This is a genomic window from Hoylesella loescheii DSM 19665 = JCM 12249 = ATCC 15930, from assembly GCF_000378085.1.
Lineage (GTDB): Bacteria > Bacteroidota > Bacteroidia > Bacteroidales > Bacteroidaceae > Prevotella > Prevotella loescheii.
Map to the genome: position 1 here is coordinate 40,082 of NZ_KB899214.1, position 14,829 is coordinate 54,910.

The window sequence follows — 14,829 nt, forward strand, 5'->3', positions numbered from 1 at the left end:
GCGGTTTAATTAGCCGATTGGAACTCTTGCAAGAAACGCACATCGTTCTCAGAGAACATGCGCAGGTCGGCCACGTGATATTTCAAGTTGGTGATGCGTTCGATGCCCAAACCGAAGGCGTAGCCCGAATAAACGGTGCTGTCTATGCCGCAGGCTTCAAGCACATTGGGGTCTACCATACCACAACCAAGGATTTCAACCCAACCCGTGTGCTTGCAGAAACCACAACCCTCACCGCCACAGATGTGGCACGAGATGTCCATTTCGGCACTTGGTTCGGTAAAGGGGAAATAGCTGGGACGCAGGCGGATATCGGTGTCGGGACCGAAAAGCTCGCGTGCAAAAGTTAGCAACACCTGCTTGAGGTCGGTAAACGATACGTTCTTGTCGATGTACAAGCCTTCAAGCTGATGGAAGAAGCAGTGTGCACGTGCCGAGATCGCCTCGTTGCGGAACACGCGACCAGGACAAATCACGCGGATAGGAGGCTGTTGGCGTTCCATCACTCGGCTTTGGTCGTTAGACGTATGCGAACGCAAGATTACGTTTTTAGTAACCTCGTTGGGGTTTGTCTCGATAAAAAAGGTGTCCTGCATGTCGCGTGCGGGATGGTCAGGTGCGAAGTTCAGCTTCGTAAACACGTGCAGGTCGTCGTCGATTTCTGGTCCTTCGGCGAGCGTGAAGCCCATTCGTTGGAAGATGTCGATGATTTGGTTGCGCACGATGGTTAGCGGATGGCGCGTGCCAAGTCTGATGGGGTAGGGCGTGCGTGTAAGGTCGGGTGTGTCTTCGGCCTTCTTTTGGGTGCCCACGCATTCTTTCAGTTCGTTCAGCTTATCTTGTGCAAGCTGCTTCAACTCGTTGATTTTCATGCCCACCACCTTCTTTTGGTCGGCAGCCACATTACGGAAGTCGGCCATCAAGGCGGTAATCTCACCCTTTTTGCTGAGATATTTCAGGCGCAATTGCTCAATTTCGTCGGCATTTTGTGCCGAGAGATTGCTCACTTCGTTCAACAGTTGGTCTATCTTATCGAGTATCATCTTTTTATTGTGTTATTACAATTTGGATGCAAAGTTAATATTTTTATATTGAAATAAACATGGTGTGGAAATAAAGTTGTACTTTTGCATAAACAAGGAAAGTATCCTAGCGGGGTAGAAAAAACGAACGCAGGGTGGTCCGCCTTACGTATAAAAGATTTGAGAGACTAACAAAACATATTGAAACGAATAGAAAGAAGATGAAGAAACTTGTTTTCTTTGCCATAATGGCTGTGATACTGATGGCGATAGGACGCACGGCCACGGGCTGTACGGATAAGAAACCAGCAGCCGACAGCACGCGCACAGATACGCTAGTGGGCGATACCGCGGCGCGCGACACGCTTGAAAGTATGATCGAAGAGCAGCCCATGCCTAAGGCAGCCGATGAACTGTTCGACGATTTCGTGTTTAACTTTGCAGCAAACCGTAAATTGCAGTTTGCGCGAATTAAGTTCCCGCTGGACGTTTACCAAAACGACAAGGTGGTGAAACGCATCGAGAAGAAAGATTGGCGCATGGAACACTTCTTTATGAAGCAAGGATATTACACGCTAATCTTTGATAACATTAAGCAAATGGACTTGGTGAAAGACACAACGATTGGTCATGTGGTTATCGAGAAAATTGCCTTTAAGAACAAATCGGTGAAACAATACCTCTTCAACCGTATCAACGGACAGTGGATGCTCACGTCGTTGAACCTTAAAGCCATGTACGAAACCACCAATGCATCTTTCTTGCAGTTCTATCAACGTTTTGCTTCCGATAGTGCATTTCAGGTTCAGAGCCTGAACGATTTGGTGGAATTTACCGCTCCTGATCCTGATGACGATTTCGGTTACATTACCGGTTCCATCTCGCCCGAGCAATGGCCGTCGTTCAAACCGGGACTAATACCGGGTGGTGAGATTTACAATATCATCTACGGACAGAAGTACACGGAGAGCAACCGCAAGCTGTTTGTTATCCGTGGCGTGGCTAATGGTATGGAAACAGAGATGGATTTCAAGAAGGTGAAGGGTAAATGGAAACTCATCAAGTTTAACAGCTAGGTTTTACTTAGACGTATGACAGACCTGTATGATTGCGACCTTACACCGCATAACACCTTCGGTATTGAGGCGCGGTGTAAACGATACGTGGCCTTCGACAACGTGGCCGAGGCGCAAGCCATGCTGCCTCAGTTGGTGGAAAGCCGCGAACGGCTGTTGTTATTGGGTGGCGGAAGCAACCTGTTGTTAACGGGCGACTTCGACGGGACGGTCGTTCATTCGCAAATCAAGGGGATGGAACGACACGATGACGGTGCTGAATACGTGCTGTTGCGTTGCGGTTCGGGTCTGGTTTGGGATGAAGTGGTGGCCCAATGCGTGGCCGAAGGCTTGTATGGTGCCGAAAACCTGTCGCTTATTCCTGGCGAAGTGGGAGCAAGTGCTGTGCAAAACATCGGTGCATACGGTGCAGAGGTGAAAGATTTGATAACCACTGTCGAAGCCATAGAGATGGAAACGGGTCGCATCGTTCAATTTACCAATGCCCAATGCGCGTATGCCTATCGCCAAAGTCGTTTTAAACGCGATTGGAAAGATCGTTTTTTTATCACGCACGTTACCTATCGGCTCTGCCGAACATTTGTTCCGCATCTTGATTATGGCAACATCAAGGCCGCTTTGGCCGAGAAAGGCATCGATACGCCCACGCCCATTGAATTGCGACAGGTCATCATCGACATTAGAAATGCAAAACTGCCCGATCCCAAAGTTGAGGGTAACGCTGGCAGCTTTTTTATGAACCCCATTGTGGAGCGAAGCAAATTCGAAGCGCTGAAAGACCTTTATCCAGACATGCCACATTATATAATAGACAACGAACGGGTGAAAATACCCGCTGGTTGGATGATAGAGCAATGTGGATGGAAAGGAAAGGCTTTGGGCCGAGCAGGTGTTCACCACAAGCAAGCATTGGTTTTGGTGAATAAAGGTGGCGCAAAGAGTAGCGACGTGCTCACGCTTTGCCATCGAATACAAGGCGACGTGAAAGCGAAATTTGGCATAGACATCTATCCGGAGGTTAACATACAATGAAATTCACGTTATTAGGTACAGGCACATCCAATGGCGTTCCTGTGTTAGGATGCGGTTGTGAGGTTTGCCGAAGCGACAATCCCAAAGACAAGCGCATGCGTTGCGCACTGCTCGTAGAAAGCGATGAGCACCGTGTGCTGGTTGATTGCGGTCCCGATATTCGTATGCAGCTGATGCCCCAAGCCTTTCGGCCCATCGATGCCGTGTTGCTTACCCACATACATTACGATCATGTGGGTGGTGTTGACGATCTGCGACCTTATTGCAGTTTTGGAGATATCCACCTTTATGGCAACATCGACACCGTAAGGGGATTGAAACACAACATGCCCTATTGTTTTTCTGACGATCTATATCCTGGTGTGCCGTTACTGAAACTGCACGCCATAGAACCGCATCATCCCTTAACGTTCGGCGATATACATGTGATGCCGCTTGAGGTGCTACATGGGCAAATGCCCATCATGGCCTACCGATTTGGCAAATTGGCCTATATCACCGATATGAAAGCCATTCGCGATGAAGAATTGCAGTATCTGCAAGAGGTGGAAGTGTTGGTAATAAATGCCTTGAGATTTGAAAAAGAGCACCATTCTCACCAATTGGTGAGCGAGGCAATTGCTTTTTCACAGCGGTTGGGAGTAAGGCGCACGATACTAACTCATCTTACCCATCAAATTGGTTTGCACGAAGTGGCGAATAAAAAGCTACCTCGCGGTGTGGAATTTGGTTATGATGGAATGCAGGTCGAGCTTTGAGCACTCGACCTGCAGTTACAATATTAAGGCTGGCTTTAAAAATCACTCGCTACGTTTCAACGTTACTTTACTGGGTAGCGCTTTGAAGGCCTTTTGCTTTTACTGGCATTTTTCGCTAGGTTTATAGTTGCATAGTGCCACTATGCAACTTCAATACATAAGCTAAGTTTGCTCAGGTAAAGCCCCAAAAGCCACCAAACGTAATTTTTAGAGCCAGCCTTTAAGCCTAAAAAGCGGTTTGCCACTGAACTTACGATAGAGTTTCCACCCTAGAATAAGTACGTCTACAACGCCCGCTCCAGTTTGTACCATGTCGGTAAAGCGTTTCGATGGCGAAGCGTTAGCCGAATCGTTAGGATGAAACAGCTTATCCCATAGCACCTTAACCTTGTCTTCCTCTTCGTCTATTTGCTGCTTCAACGTTTCTTTTCTCGCCCTAATCTGTGTGAGCGACGTATACGAAGGTGTTTGTATCGTTTCGTTTTCCATATCCTAATCCATTAAGATGCTCGCTAGAATTTTAACCACAGGTTTCTCTATCCATTGCTTGCGGAAAGCGAAGATAAGCAAGAAAAGAGCCAAGTAGAAAGCGGCCACCACGCAAAAGCTTCCTGCCATGCCCAGTTTTGGCGCCATGGCGTAGGCCGCGGCAAACGAACCGAAGATGAAAAACATCAGTATCGAGGCCGAAAGGATGCCCAACAAGGTGGCAACGGTGATGAGGCGCACCACCTTTTCGATTACATCGAGCTTCACATATTCTTTTTGAAGCCCGATGTAATCTTTGAGCACCTCGACGAGTTGCCCGATGGTTTCCACGTTGTTGTCTGTAGAGAACATGGCCATGTTTATTCTACAACCGACTCGGGAACGGCGTCCTTAATGTCGTCAATAAGGTCGTCTACCTGTCTGCGGCTCAACTTAAGATTGTGTTTCTTGCAGAAGTCGTCAACGGCATCCGATATTTTGGAACGGATGTCTTCTCCTTTTTCAGGAGCAACAAGCAGCCCTAGAGCTGCACCAGCAACGGCGCCACCTAAAAAAGCGCCAATGTAACCTAATGCTTTCATACCTTTTACTTTTAAAATGGGTTATTGTTTCTATATTATAATATATAGACGCCACTTGTTGAGGCAGTATAGCCTCGTGACATTTAATATTAAAGCAAATGTAGTAAAAGTATGATAATGTTCAAAATCTTTGTGCCATTATTTATGTTAAAAAGCGTGTATAGTCTTCAATTAACAAACTTTATGCGAGCTTATCTCGTGTTTTACTTATATATTTTGTAATTTCGCCCATCATAAAGTGATTGTAAGTTTAATTCTAAATAGGATAGAAGATGAAGAAAAGTATGATTTTATGCGCCGGTTTGTGCGCTGTATTTGCATTCTCTAGTTGTCGATCGAGTAAGGAAAGTGCCTATAAGAAGGCCTACGAAAAGGCAAAAGCTCAAGAGCAAACCATGTCTCCTGAAGATATGCAAGGTGCTGCGCCCATCGTGTCGCCAGTAGAAGAATCGCCTGCAACACAAACCACAGAGGCAGAGAGTGTTGAAAACGCCACCGTAAGGCAAGAAAGCGTCACTGTAGTGAGTGGTGCTGGACTGAGCGATTACAGCGTAGTAGTTGGATCTTTCTCGTTGCGCAGCAACGCCGAAGGACTGTATAACAAGTTGAAGAGCGAAGGACAAGACGCACAATTGGCATTCAATGCCGAGCGTGGTATGTATCGCGTAGTGGCCGCTACGTTTGCTTCGAAGGCAGACGCCGTAGCCTCTAGAAACCAATTCCGTTCAACTTATCCCGACGCCTGGTTGCTCTACAAAAAGTAAAACCAGCGTGGCTAGGATTTTATCCGTAGACTACGGGAAGAAAAGAACAGGTATAGCTGTTACCGACCCTCTGCAAATCATTTGCAACGGGTTGGTAACAGTTTCTTCGTCTACGCTGGTTGACTTCCTTCTTGACTATATTCAAAAGGAAGAAGTGGAGCTTATCGTTGTGGGCGAACCAAAACAAACTAATGGGCAACCTAGCGAAAACTTCGAACGCGTGAAGCAGTTCGTGGCGCGATGGAAGAAAGTATGCCCCACAATACCCATCGTCTACTACGACGAAAGGTTTACGTCGGTGTTGGCTCATCGGGCTATGATCGACGGGGGATTAAAGAAAAAAGCCCGACAAGACAAAGCGTTGGTTGACGAGATTAGCGCTACAATCATTCTACAAAGTTATCTAGAATCAAAAAGAAAATGACATTACCTGTATATATATATGGACAACAAGTGCTGCGGAAGGTAGCACAAGACATTCCGTTGGACTATCCCAACTTGAAAGAACTAATCCAAAATATGTTCGAAACAATGGAAGCCAGCGATGGTATTGGGCTTGCTGCACCGCAAATAGGTCTTGACATCCGACTGTTGGTGGTAGATCTTGACGTGCTTGCTGAAACCTATCCCGAATATAAGGGTTATAGAAAGGCCTTTATCAATCCCCATATCGTTGAGATTGACAAACAATCGCCAACCGAGAGCTTGGAAGAAGGATGTCTCTCGCTGCCTGGCATACACGAAAAGGTTACGCGACACACCCGCATCCGCGTGCAATATGTTGACGAAGACCTTCAACCGCACGACGAATGGTTTGAGGGTTATCTAACTCGCGTGCTGCAACATGAGGTGGATCACTTAGATGGTATACTTTTCACCGACCATCTTTCACCATTCCGTAAGCAGCTTATCAAGAACAAGTTGAAGGCTCTGTTACAAGGGAAGTTCCGCTGTGGCTATCGCACAAAGCTGGCTACTCGTTGATAAAAACACTTTCCTTACGCCAAGAAAACGCTAACAGAATTACATCAGAATTTATCACCATTGTTGCATGAAAAGAAAGATTGCACTAGTTTTGTTCGCCCTTATCTCGTTGATTGCTCGCGCTCAGTTCAATGTTGATAGGTTGATGACAAGCGGACAGATAGCCCTCCACTACGAGGACTACGTGCTTTCCATGCAATATTTCAACCAAATCATCTCTCTTCGGCCCTACCTTTACCAGCCATGGCAATACCGTGCCATCGCCAAATATTATTTGGACGATTACGTAGGGGCCGAAGAAGATGCAGGTGAGGCTATCTCGCTGAATCCCTATATCGAAGATATCTACGATCTTCGGGCCATTTCGCGTATCAGGCAAAGCAAGTTTCAGGAGGCCATAGCCGATTATAACCGGGCAATTAAGCTCAATCCGCGCAATCGAAACTATTGGTACAACCGTGCAGCTTGTCGTATGAACAGCAAGGATTATGCAGGTGCGCACCGCGACATCGACACGATTGTTACGCGTTGGGCCAACTATGCCAACGCTTACACCCTTAATGCCGAGATCTATCTGCACGAGAAAGATACTCTTAAAGCTGCCGATTGGTTAGACAAGGGTTTGAAACTAGACCCCTACGACGCGAATGTGTGGACCATGAGGGCGTATATCAGCCTTTCACGGAAGAAATGGCGCGAGGCCGATGAATTCTTAGGAAAAGCCATTCACTTAAAGCCTAAGAACGTAGATAATTATCTTAACCGTGCGATAGCTCGTGTTAACCTCAACAATCTGCGTGGAGCGATGGCCGATTACGATCTTGCCTTGGAGTTAGATCCCAACAATTTCTTGGGTCATTACAATCGCGGACTGCTTCGTTTGCAGTTAGGCGATGACAATAGGGCCATCGCCGACTTCGACTTCATTATCAAAATGGAGCCTGCCAACTTCATGGCTGTGTTCAATCGTGGTATTTTGCACGAGAAAACGGGTAACATACGCGCTGCCATAGACGACTATTCGGCTGTTATTAAGCAGTTCCCCAACTTCTGGGTAGGCCTTTCTTATCGTGCCCGTTGTTATCGTAGACTGGGTATGACGGCTAAGGCCGAGCTCGATGAGTTTAAGATTTTCAAGTCGCAGATGGACAAACGCTTGGGTGTTCAGGCCCGTTGGAGTCGCGCCAAACTGAAAGAGGTGCGCAAGCGAAGCGAAATAAGCATGGACAAATACAACCAAATGGTGGTGAGCGACGAAAATGAAGTGGCTCACGAATACCAAAGTCGTTATCGCGGACGTGTGCAAGACAACTCTTCTAGCACATCACTCATGCCCATGTTCCACCTTTCACTCGTGCCATACGCCAATGGAATACGTTCGTATCAAGCTTTCGACCGCGACGTAGAGCAGTTTAATCGCGTGGCTAAACCCATCAATCCCTTATACGTGGCTTGTGGAAACGCGCAATTAGACGAAACGCGCTCGAAAAGATACTTTGGTCTGGCCGAGTCGTTATCCTTGAAAATAGGAACAAATAAGAACAATGCCGAACTGCGTGCTCTGTTATTGCAGCGTGCCGTGGCATATAGCACACTGCAAAACTTTGATGCGGCGATAGCCGATCTCACAACGCTGCTCTCAATCGACAGCGTTTCTGCTTTGGCCTATTGGCATCGGGCGGTTTGTCAGATGGCTATGAGCGGTTTCAAGGCATCAAATGGGGCCGACGTGAAATTGCAGGAAGCAGGGGCACTGTCTGATCTCAATCGTGCCATAGCGTTGCAACCTCAAAACGCTTACTTATATTATTGTAGGGCGAACTTGTATCATAACCAAGGCAATAACGATAAGGCCATTGCCGATTATACCTCAGCCATCAAGCTCGATACCCGTTTTGCTGAAGCCTATTTTAATCGCGGACTGTCTTACGTTGCTCGTGGCGATCGCTCGCAAGGTGTCAAAGACCTTAGCAAAGCAGGCGAATTAGGTCTCTATTCGGCATACAACATCATCAAGAAAAACAGCGCTTCGCCAGCGAAGAAGCAATGACGAGGGAAAACGCCCAATGCATTCGTTTAATTTAACGTTTAAGATTGACGCTTGACATCACATCCTTTTGGCAGCATAAACCCATCTCTTGTTGTGTTTATATGTTCAAAATGCTGAGTTTTAAAATACAAAGAATTTGATGTTAAGAGCCTGTTTTAAAAACAAGTTTGTTATAATTCTTTGCTTAAAATTCGTTTTTCTCCTTATATAGCGTTAACTTTGCAATGTCGTTAGGAAGAAATTGCTAGCAGGTTTTGCCTGTTCTGCCGAAGCTGAAAAATGCTCGAAGCGCGGTAGAGACGGTACTTTCGCACGATATTCACTTTATTAAAAGATAAGGATATGAAGAAATTGGTATTGCTTACAATGATGCTTTTCGCATTCGTTGGATTTGCTGTAGCACAGCAAAAAGCAGAAATTAAATTTGATAAGCTTACCCACAACTTTGGTAGTTTCAGTGAGAAGAACCCCGTTCAGGAGTGCACGTTCACCTTTACCAATGTTGGTCAGGCTCCCCTTGTCATCAACCAGGCCGTGGCAAGCTGCGGCTGTACCGTCCCCTCGTACCCCAAGGCTCCCATTAAGCCAGGTGAGAAGGGCGAAATAAAAATTACATACAACGGCAAGGGTAAGTTTCCTGGGCATTTCAAGAAAACCATTACCATCCGTACTAATGCTACAACCGAGATGACTCGCCTTTATGTTGAGGGCGTGATGGAAGAAGCGAAGTAACTAAACGGCGAATGAACGAAGTTGGCGAACCGTAAAAACGCTGCACATACAAAGATTGCTGTGCAAGCGAATTTTATAAGGATGCGCCCTAAATAATAAGGTGTTTAAAGCGCGGCTTTAAACACCTTTTTTGTAACTTTGCACCATTATGCAACTCGAAATACTCTCACAGTCCGATTCTAATACCTTGAACGGATTGATACAGGCAGCCCGCAACATCGTCGTTTGCTGTCATAAGTCACCCGATGGAGACGCTATCGGCTCTTCATTGGCATGGGCAGAGTACCTGCGACAAGTGGGTAAAGAGCCCCTTATCATTGTTCCCGATGCCTTCCCCGATTTTCTTAGATGGCTGCCAGGCGTAGAACGGGTGATGCGCTACGACAAACACACCGCCGTTTGCAATGCTCGCATAGCCGAAGCCGACCTTATTTTCTGCCTTGATTTCAATGCAACGAACCGTGTAGACGACATGCAGCAAGCTTTGGAGGCTGCTACCGCCCAACGAGTTGTGTTCGACCATCATCTCAATCCACAGATTGATGCACGCCTTTTGGTGTCGTTGCCCCAGATGAGCAGCACTTGCGAAATCGTGTTTTGCATCGTTTGGCAGCTCGGAGGTTTTGAAATGTTCAGTCGGCAGGCTGCTATTGCAGTGTATTGTGGCATGATGACCGACACGGGAGGCTTCACCTACAACTCCACTCGTCCAGAAATATACGTCATTATTGGGCATTTGCTCACTAAGGGGTTCGATAAAGACAAGATATATCGCAATGTCTACAATAATTATAGCTCATGGGCCATCCGCTTCCGAGGCTATCTGATGAGCCAAAAGCTCAATGTGCTCAACGAGCTTAACGCCTCGTACTTCTGCATAACACGGCAAGATATGAAGAACTTCCATTTTGTAAAGGGCGATGCAGAAGGTCTTGTTAACGAGCCTTTGCGTATAAAGGGGCAAAAGCTGGTTATATCGTTGCGCGAAGATACCGACAAGGATAACCTCATTTTGGTAAGTTTGCGTTCGGTGGACGATTTCCCTTGCAACGAGGTGGCAGAGCGTTTCTTCAACGGAGGCGGACATCTCAATGCCAGTGGAGGTAAACTATTCTGTTCGATGGACGAGGCTGAGCGCATTGTGCGCGATGCCATTATGGCATACGCAGACCGCTTACGGGCCTGATAGCTAGTTCTTTCGTGGCTCTTCCATTATGTAAAAGTAATTGTACTTCGTATTGTTTACATCGCAAAAGAGGTGTTTTGCGGTACTGGCAGATGTGTAAAAAACCAAAAATACGAGGCTGCACATCCGCAAAACGTAATATTTTTATTATCTTTGCAGCATTGTGAACGAAGTTCGGCCCAATGTTCTTGAGGGAGCGAGTGGCTGTAACGGCAGTTTGCAATCTCACTATATAAAACTTAAACGACGAATGAAAAAATTGCTCTTTTCCCTTTTCCTCTTGGCTGGGGCTCTCTTGTGGCAATCGTGCAGCAAGTACGAAACTTATGCAGACCAAGTGGAAACAGAACGAAATGCCATTAACAATTACATCACGAAGCAAAAAATCAAGGTTATTAGCGAAAGCGATTTTAAAGCAAACGACTTTAAAACCGACACAGCTAGTAATGAATATGTGCTCTTCGAGAGTTCGGGCGTGTACATGCAAATTGTACGTAAAGGTTCAGGAAGCAAGATTGAGCAAGGAAAGACCATGGATATTTTATGTCGTTTCAGTGAAAGAAACTTGTTGACAGATAGCATTGAGCTTTCCAGCTTTCATCCCCGCTTTGTAGCTTGGGTTGATAAGATGGGCGTAACAAATACTTCTGGCACATTCACTGCAAGCTTTAATGGCAATAACGGACTGATGTATAGGGCGCGTCAACGCACTAACGGAACATCAGTTCCCTCGGGATGGCTCACGCCTTTTACCTATATCTTGCTCGATAGACTTTCTTCTTCAAAAGATGCAGGTGCTCGTGTTCGTCTGATTGTACCCCACGACCGAGGTCATGGGGCGGCAATTAAAAGTGTGACACCTTATTTTTATGAGCTTGAATTGAGCAAGGCAAAATAAAATTCATATTCGGTTATGACACTTATAAAATCAATTTCCGGCATCCGCGGTACTATCGGCGGAGCAGTTGGAGACACACTTAACCCGCTAGACATCGTTAAGTTTACCTCGGCTTACGCCACTTTCATTCGCCAAAGTATGCCTGCTGGCAGCAACAAGCTTGTTGTGGGTCGTGATGCACGCATTTCAGGCGAGATGGTTAAGAACGTGGTGTGTGGTACGCTCATGGGTATGGGCTTCGATGTCCTAAACATCGGACTTGCTACTACGCCTACCACCGAGTTGGCTGTTACCATGGCAGGGGCCGATGGAGGAATTATCATCACGGCCAGTCATAATCCGCGCCAGTGGAATGCCTTGAAATTGCTTAACAATAGAGGTGAGTTCCTAACGGCTGCCGATGGTGAAGAACTTTTGAAAATAGCCGAAAAGGCCGACTTTACTTACGCAGATGTAGACCACCTGGGCCATTACACCGAGGACGACAGCTTCGATCAACGCCACATCGACAGTGTGTTGGCGCTTAAATTGGTTGATGCCGATGCCATTCGTAAAGCAGGATTTAAGGTTGTTGTAGATGCGGTGAACAGTGTAGGAGGCGTTATCCTGCCTAAGCTGCTTAACCAATTGGGTGTGCAGTACACCATGCTCAACGGTCAACCGACGGGCGATTTTGCTCACAATCCTGAACCTTTGGAGAAAAATCTCACGGAGATTATGACCGAGGTGAAGAACGGACGCTACGACATGGGTATCGTTGTAGACCCCGATGTAGACCGTTTGGTGTTTATTTGTGAGGATGGAAAGATGTTTGGTGAAGAGTACACGCTTGTTAGTGTGGCCGACTATGTATTGTCGAAAACGCCAGGCAACACGGTGTCTAACCTCAGCTCAACTCGCGCCCTACGCGACGTTACGCTCAAACATGGTGGTCAATACACGGCAGCTGCTGTTGGCGAGGTGAATGTAACCACGCAAATGAAAGCCGTTAATGCCGTTATCGGTGGCGAAGGAAATGGTGGAGTAATCTATCCCGAAAGCCATTACGGTCGCGATGCGTTGGTGGGTATCGCTCTCTTCCTTAGCAATTTAGCCCACAAGGGTTGCAAGGTGAGTGAGTTGCGTGCCACCTATCCCAACTATTTTATCGCTAAAAATCGTATCGACCTTACGGCTTCTACCGATGTAGACGCTATTTTGGAACGCGTAAAAGAATTGTATAAAGACGAGCAGGTGAACGATATCGATGGCGTAAAGATAGACTTTGCCGACAAATGGGTGCACTTGCGCAAAAGCAATACCGAACCAATCATCCGCGTTTATAGCGAAGCTGCGACGATGGAAGAGGCTGATGCCATCGGTAAGGAGCTGATGCAGGTGGTGTACGATATGAGTAAGTAACGGCTAGCTACGCTACTTTGGCATGCCGTATTCCTCGTTGTTACGAAGCACGGTATCAGTTAATGGCAGCGAAACCCGTTATGATCAATTCGCCTACACCCAAACATTGCACGCTTGTCGTTTCTCGTTTGCAATGCGGATAATAACACTTAAAACGCCGTTTTCACATCTCCGGTTCAGCACCACTTATGTGGTATTGCTGTTACATGTTATCTGTAACATGGTTATACCATAACTGTAACAATACGGGAGGAGTGAAAACGGCGTTTTATTGCTCCTAATGGGCTAGCATTTTGTTGTATCGAGGGCCTCGTAATACATGCAGAATGGCGGTTTATCTCATTAGTTGGTTACTCATCTTATACGCGAGTTCGGGATAAGGCCAACTCATTATGCCAACTGCCACGTAGCACAAGTTGCTGAGATAGCCATCCCTTTACCTGTCCATTCTTGTTCAGAGGGTATGGTTTCTTATCCCAACCTCACCAATTCACCATTCCATCTTTTGCATTTTCATAGCTCTGAAAATGCGCTTTCTAAGCCCTGATGATGCATGATTACATTAATCGCCGTGCTAAATATGTTTTGGACGGCTGTTCCATGTCATCCGGAACGCTGTTCCAGTTTAGCTGGAATCACGTTCCAACTAATCTGGAACAGGAGTCCATCTTAGCTATAACAAGGCGGGAACTTAAAAAGCTCACTACAAGAGCTTATCGGGTGGGGAATGAGAAATGGCGTTCAGAGATATAAATGGTGAATTGGCGATGGTGATTGGTTGTGGAACGAACCGCCTAGATAGTGCCAGGCTAGTATCAAACGTTACGTGAATTCGGGATAAGATATGATGCATTCTTGAGCAAAACTAGATAAAAAACGAATATAGAATTCACCAACTAGCGCTACGCGAGGGTTGACATAGAGAACATCTTTTATCCCGAACTCGCGTATCTTTTGTAAATGGGTCACTGTTTATTCCTCCTTAAATTCGTGTAAACAATGGCTTTTTTGTACGTTTTGTTACCAATGGCTTGTTTTTAATGTCCAAAAACTGTCATCTAATCGCTTGAAATTAAGGTCATAAATTGCGTTTTCCCCTTTTTTTTCGTACTTTTGCAGCTAGTATTCGCTCTGCTCGTGGCATTCGCCTTGTGGCTAAGGCATGGGATGGGGGTAGGGCGCGACACTTCTATTTACATTATTCGAAATAAAAAATTATGGGATTATTTTCCTCAATATTCAAAAAACAAGCCGACAACTCGAAAACGGGCGGCATGGAAGACTACATGACACTCGTGCGGGTTTACTTCCAAGCAACCCTCGCAGCCAATTTGGGTATAACCAATTTGGCCATGCTTCCCGACTTACGGACGTACAAAACAACGCTGCGCATACCAACACAAAACAATAAGTTGGGCCTTGGAGAGAAGTCGCATTGCCGCAAAATGCTGAAAGAGCTGTATAAAACAGACGACGATTTCTTTAAGGAAATAGATGCCAGCATCAGGAAAAATTGCCATAAGTTGCAAGATGTTCAGGTGTATCTGATACAATTCCAAAACTTCACACAAGACCTCATGATGCTCATGGGCAATCTTATGAAGTTTAAATTGCGCCTTCCCTCGTTCTTCAAGAAGGCCATTTACACGATGACACAACGCACCATCAACGACATTTTCAACAAGAACGACTTCTCTGATGCGGGCGTGTTGAAGACAGTCGCTTCCATCAGGCAATACAATAAAAGGTTGGGATTTAGCCAAAAATGGGTAACCGACTTTGTATTCCAAGTGGTGATGCTGGCCAAGAAAGAGCCACGGCCCGACGAAAAGGCCAAGTAGGAACGAGGAAAGAAC

General features: G+C 46.2%; 17 protein-coding genes. 13 read left to right on the top strand and 4 right to left on the bottom strand.

Annotation, left to right across the window (positions count from 1 at the left end):
- Positions 1–5 precede the first annotated feature (5 nt).
- Complete coding sequence (pheS, locus tag F453_RS0106365; protein ID WP_018967276.1) at positions 6–1,043, bottom strand: phenylalanine--tRNA ligase subunit alpha; 1,038 nt, start codon at positions 1,041–1,043, stop codon at positions 6–8.
- A 200-nt stretch (positions 1,044–1,243) separates the two neighbouring features.
- Between pheS and F453_RS0106370 the strand changes: the two genes are divergently transcribed.
- Genes F453_RS0106370 through F453_RS0106380 form a run of 3 tightly spaced genes read left to right on the top strand, consistent with a single transcriptional unit; the run spans position 1,244 to position 3,888 of the window.
- Positions 1,244–2,098 carry a DUF4348 domain-containing protein gene (locus F453_RS0106370; RefSeq protein WP_018967277.1) on the top strand — a complete coding sequence of 285 codons (855 nt, stop codon included), beginning with the start codon at positions 1,244–1,246 and terminating at the stop codon, positions 2,096–2,098.
- A 15-nt stretch (positions 2,099–2,113) separates the two neighbouring features.
- Positions 2,114–3,130, top strand: a complete 1,017-nt coding sequence (murB, locus tag F453_RS0106375) for a UDP-N-acetylmuramate dehydrogenase (protein WP_018967278.1) — start codon at positions 2,114–2,116, stop codon at positions 3,128–3,130.
- Positions 3,127–3,888 (top strand): MBL fold metallo-hydrolase, encoded by a 762-nt coding sequence (locus tag F453_RS0106380; RefSeq protein ID WP_018967279.1) that lies wholly within the window; start codon positions 3,127–3,129, stop codon positions 3,886–3,888. The genes murB and F453_RS0106380 overlap by 4 nt, the downstream gene beginning before the upstream one ends.
- Positions 3,889–4,095: 207 nt before the next feature.
- Here the strand turns inward: F453_RS0106380 and F453_RS0106385 are convergent, their stop codons facing one another.
- Genes F453_RS0106385 through F453_RS0106395 form a run of 3 tightly spaced genes read right to left on the bottom strand, consistent with a single transcriptional unit; the run spans position 4,096 to position 4,958 of the window.
- A complete protein-coding gene (locus F453_RS0106385) occupies positions 4,096–4,377 on the bottom strand; it encodes a hypothetical protein (RefSeq protein WP_018967280.1) in 282 nt (93 codons plus the stop codon).
- A gap of 3 nt (positions 4,378–4,380) precedes the next feature.
- On the bottom strand, positions 4,381–4,728 hold the full coding sequence (locus tag F453_RS0106390; RefSeq protein WP_025790045.1) for a hypothetical protein: 348 nt from the start codon (positions 4,726–4,728) through the stop codon (positions 4,381–4,383).
- Positions 4,729–4,736: 8 nt separating this feature from the next.
- The gene (locus F453_RS0106395; protein ID WP_009235892.1) at positions 4,737–4,958 is read right to left on the bottom strand and encodes a YtxH domain-containing protein; all 222 of its coding nucleotides are present in this window, start codon (positions 4,956–4,958) and stop codon (positions 4,737–4,739) included.
- A 272-nt stretch (positions 4,959–5,230) separates the two neighbouring features.
- Here F453_RS0106395 and F453_RS0106400 point away from each other — a divergent pair, with 272 nt between their 5' ends.
- From F453_RS0106400 to F453_RS0106440, 10 genes are all read left to right on the top strand, one after another.
- Complete coding sequence (locus F453_RS0106400; RefSeq protein WP_009235891.1) at positions 5,231–5,722, top strand: SPOR domain-containing protein; 492 nt, start codon at positions 5,231–5,233, stop codon at positions 5,720–5,722.
- A 7-nt stretch (positions 5,723–5,729) separates the two neighbouring features.
- Positions 5,730–6,146: a Holliday junction resolvase RuvX gene (gene ruvX, locus F453_RS0106405; RefSeq protein WP_026292490.1), complete on the top strand. Its 417-nt coding sequence runs from the start codon at positions 5,730–5,732 to the stop codon at positions 6,144–6,146.
- On the top strand, positions 6,143–6,706 hold the full coding sequence (gene def, locus F453_RS0106410) for a peptide deformylase (protein WP_009235889.1): 564 nt from the start codon (positions 6,143–6,145) through the stop codon (positions 6,704–6,706). The genes ruvX and def overlap by 4 nt, the downstream gene beginning before the upstream one ends.
- Before the next feature lie 67 nt (positions 6,707–6,773).
- Entirely contained in the window at positions 6,774–8,756 is a 1,983-nt protein-coding gene (locus tag F453_RS0106415) for a tetratricopeptide repeat protein (RefSeq protein ID WP_018967282.1), read from the top strand.
- Between the two features lie 342 nt (positions 8,757–9,098).
- Positions 9,099–9,488: a DUF1573 domain-containing protein gene (locus F453_RS0106420; RefSeq protein WP_018967283.1), complete on the top strand. Its 390-nt coding sequence runs from the start codon at positions 9,099–9,101 to the stop codon at positions 9,486–9,488.
- A 148-nt stretch (positions 9,489–9,636) separates the two neighbouring features.
- Positions 9,637–10,674: a DHH family phosphoesterase gene (locus F453_RS0106425; RefSeq protein ID WP_018967284.1), complete on the top strand. Its 1,038-nt coding sequence runs from the start codon at positions 9,637–9,639 to the stop codon at positions 10,672–10,674.
- Positions 10,675–10,924: 250 nt separating this feature from the next.
- Entirely contained in the window at positions 10,925–11,572 is a 648-nt protein-coding gene (bamK, locus tag F453_RS0106430) for a BamK family beta-barrel-assembly machinery protein (protein WP_018967285.1), read from the top strand.
- A gap of 15 nt (positions 11,573–11,587) precedes the next feature.
- Complete coding sequence (gene glmM, locus F453_RS0106435) at positions 11,588–12,973, top strand: phosphoglucosamine mutase (protein ID WP_018967286.1); 1,386 nt, start codon at positions 11,588–11,590, stop codon at positions 12,971–12,973.
- A gap of 546 nt (positions 12,974–13,519) precedes the next feature.
- A complete protein-coding gene (locus tag F453_RS16160; RefSeq protein ID WP_081619133.1) occupies positions 13,520–13,726 on the top strand; it encodes a hypothetical protein in 207 nt (68 codons plus the stop codon).
- 464 nt (positions 13,727–14,190) lie between these two features.
- The gene (locus tag F453_RS0106440) at positions 14,191–14,814 is read left to right on the top strand and encodes a DUF8491 family protein (protein ID WP_018967287.1); all 624 of its coding nucleotides are present in this window, start codon (positions 14,191–14,193) and stop codon (positions 14,812–14,814) included.
- Positions 14,815–14,829: the final 15 nt, after the last annotated feature.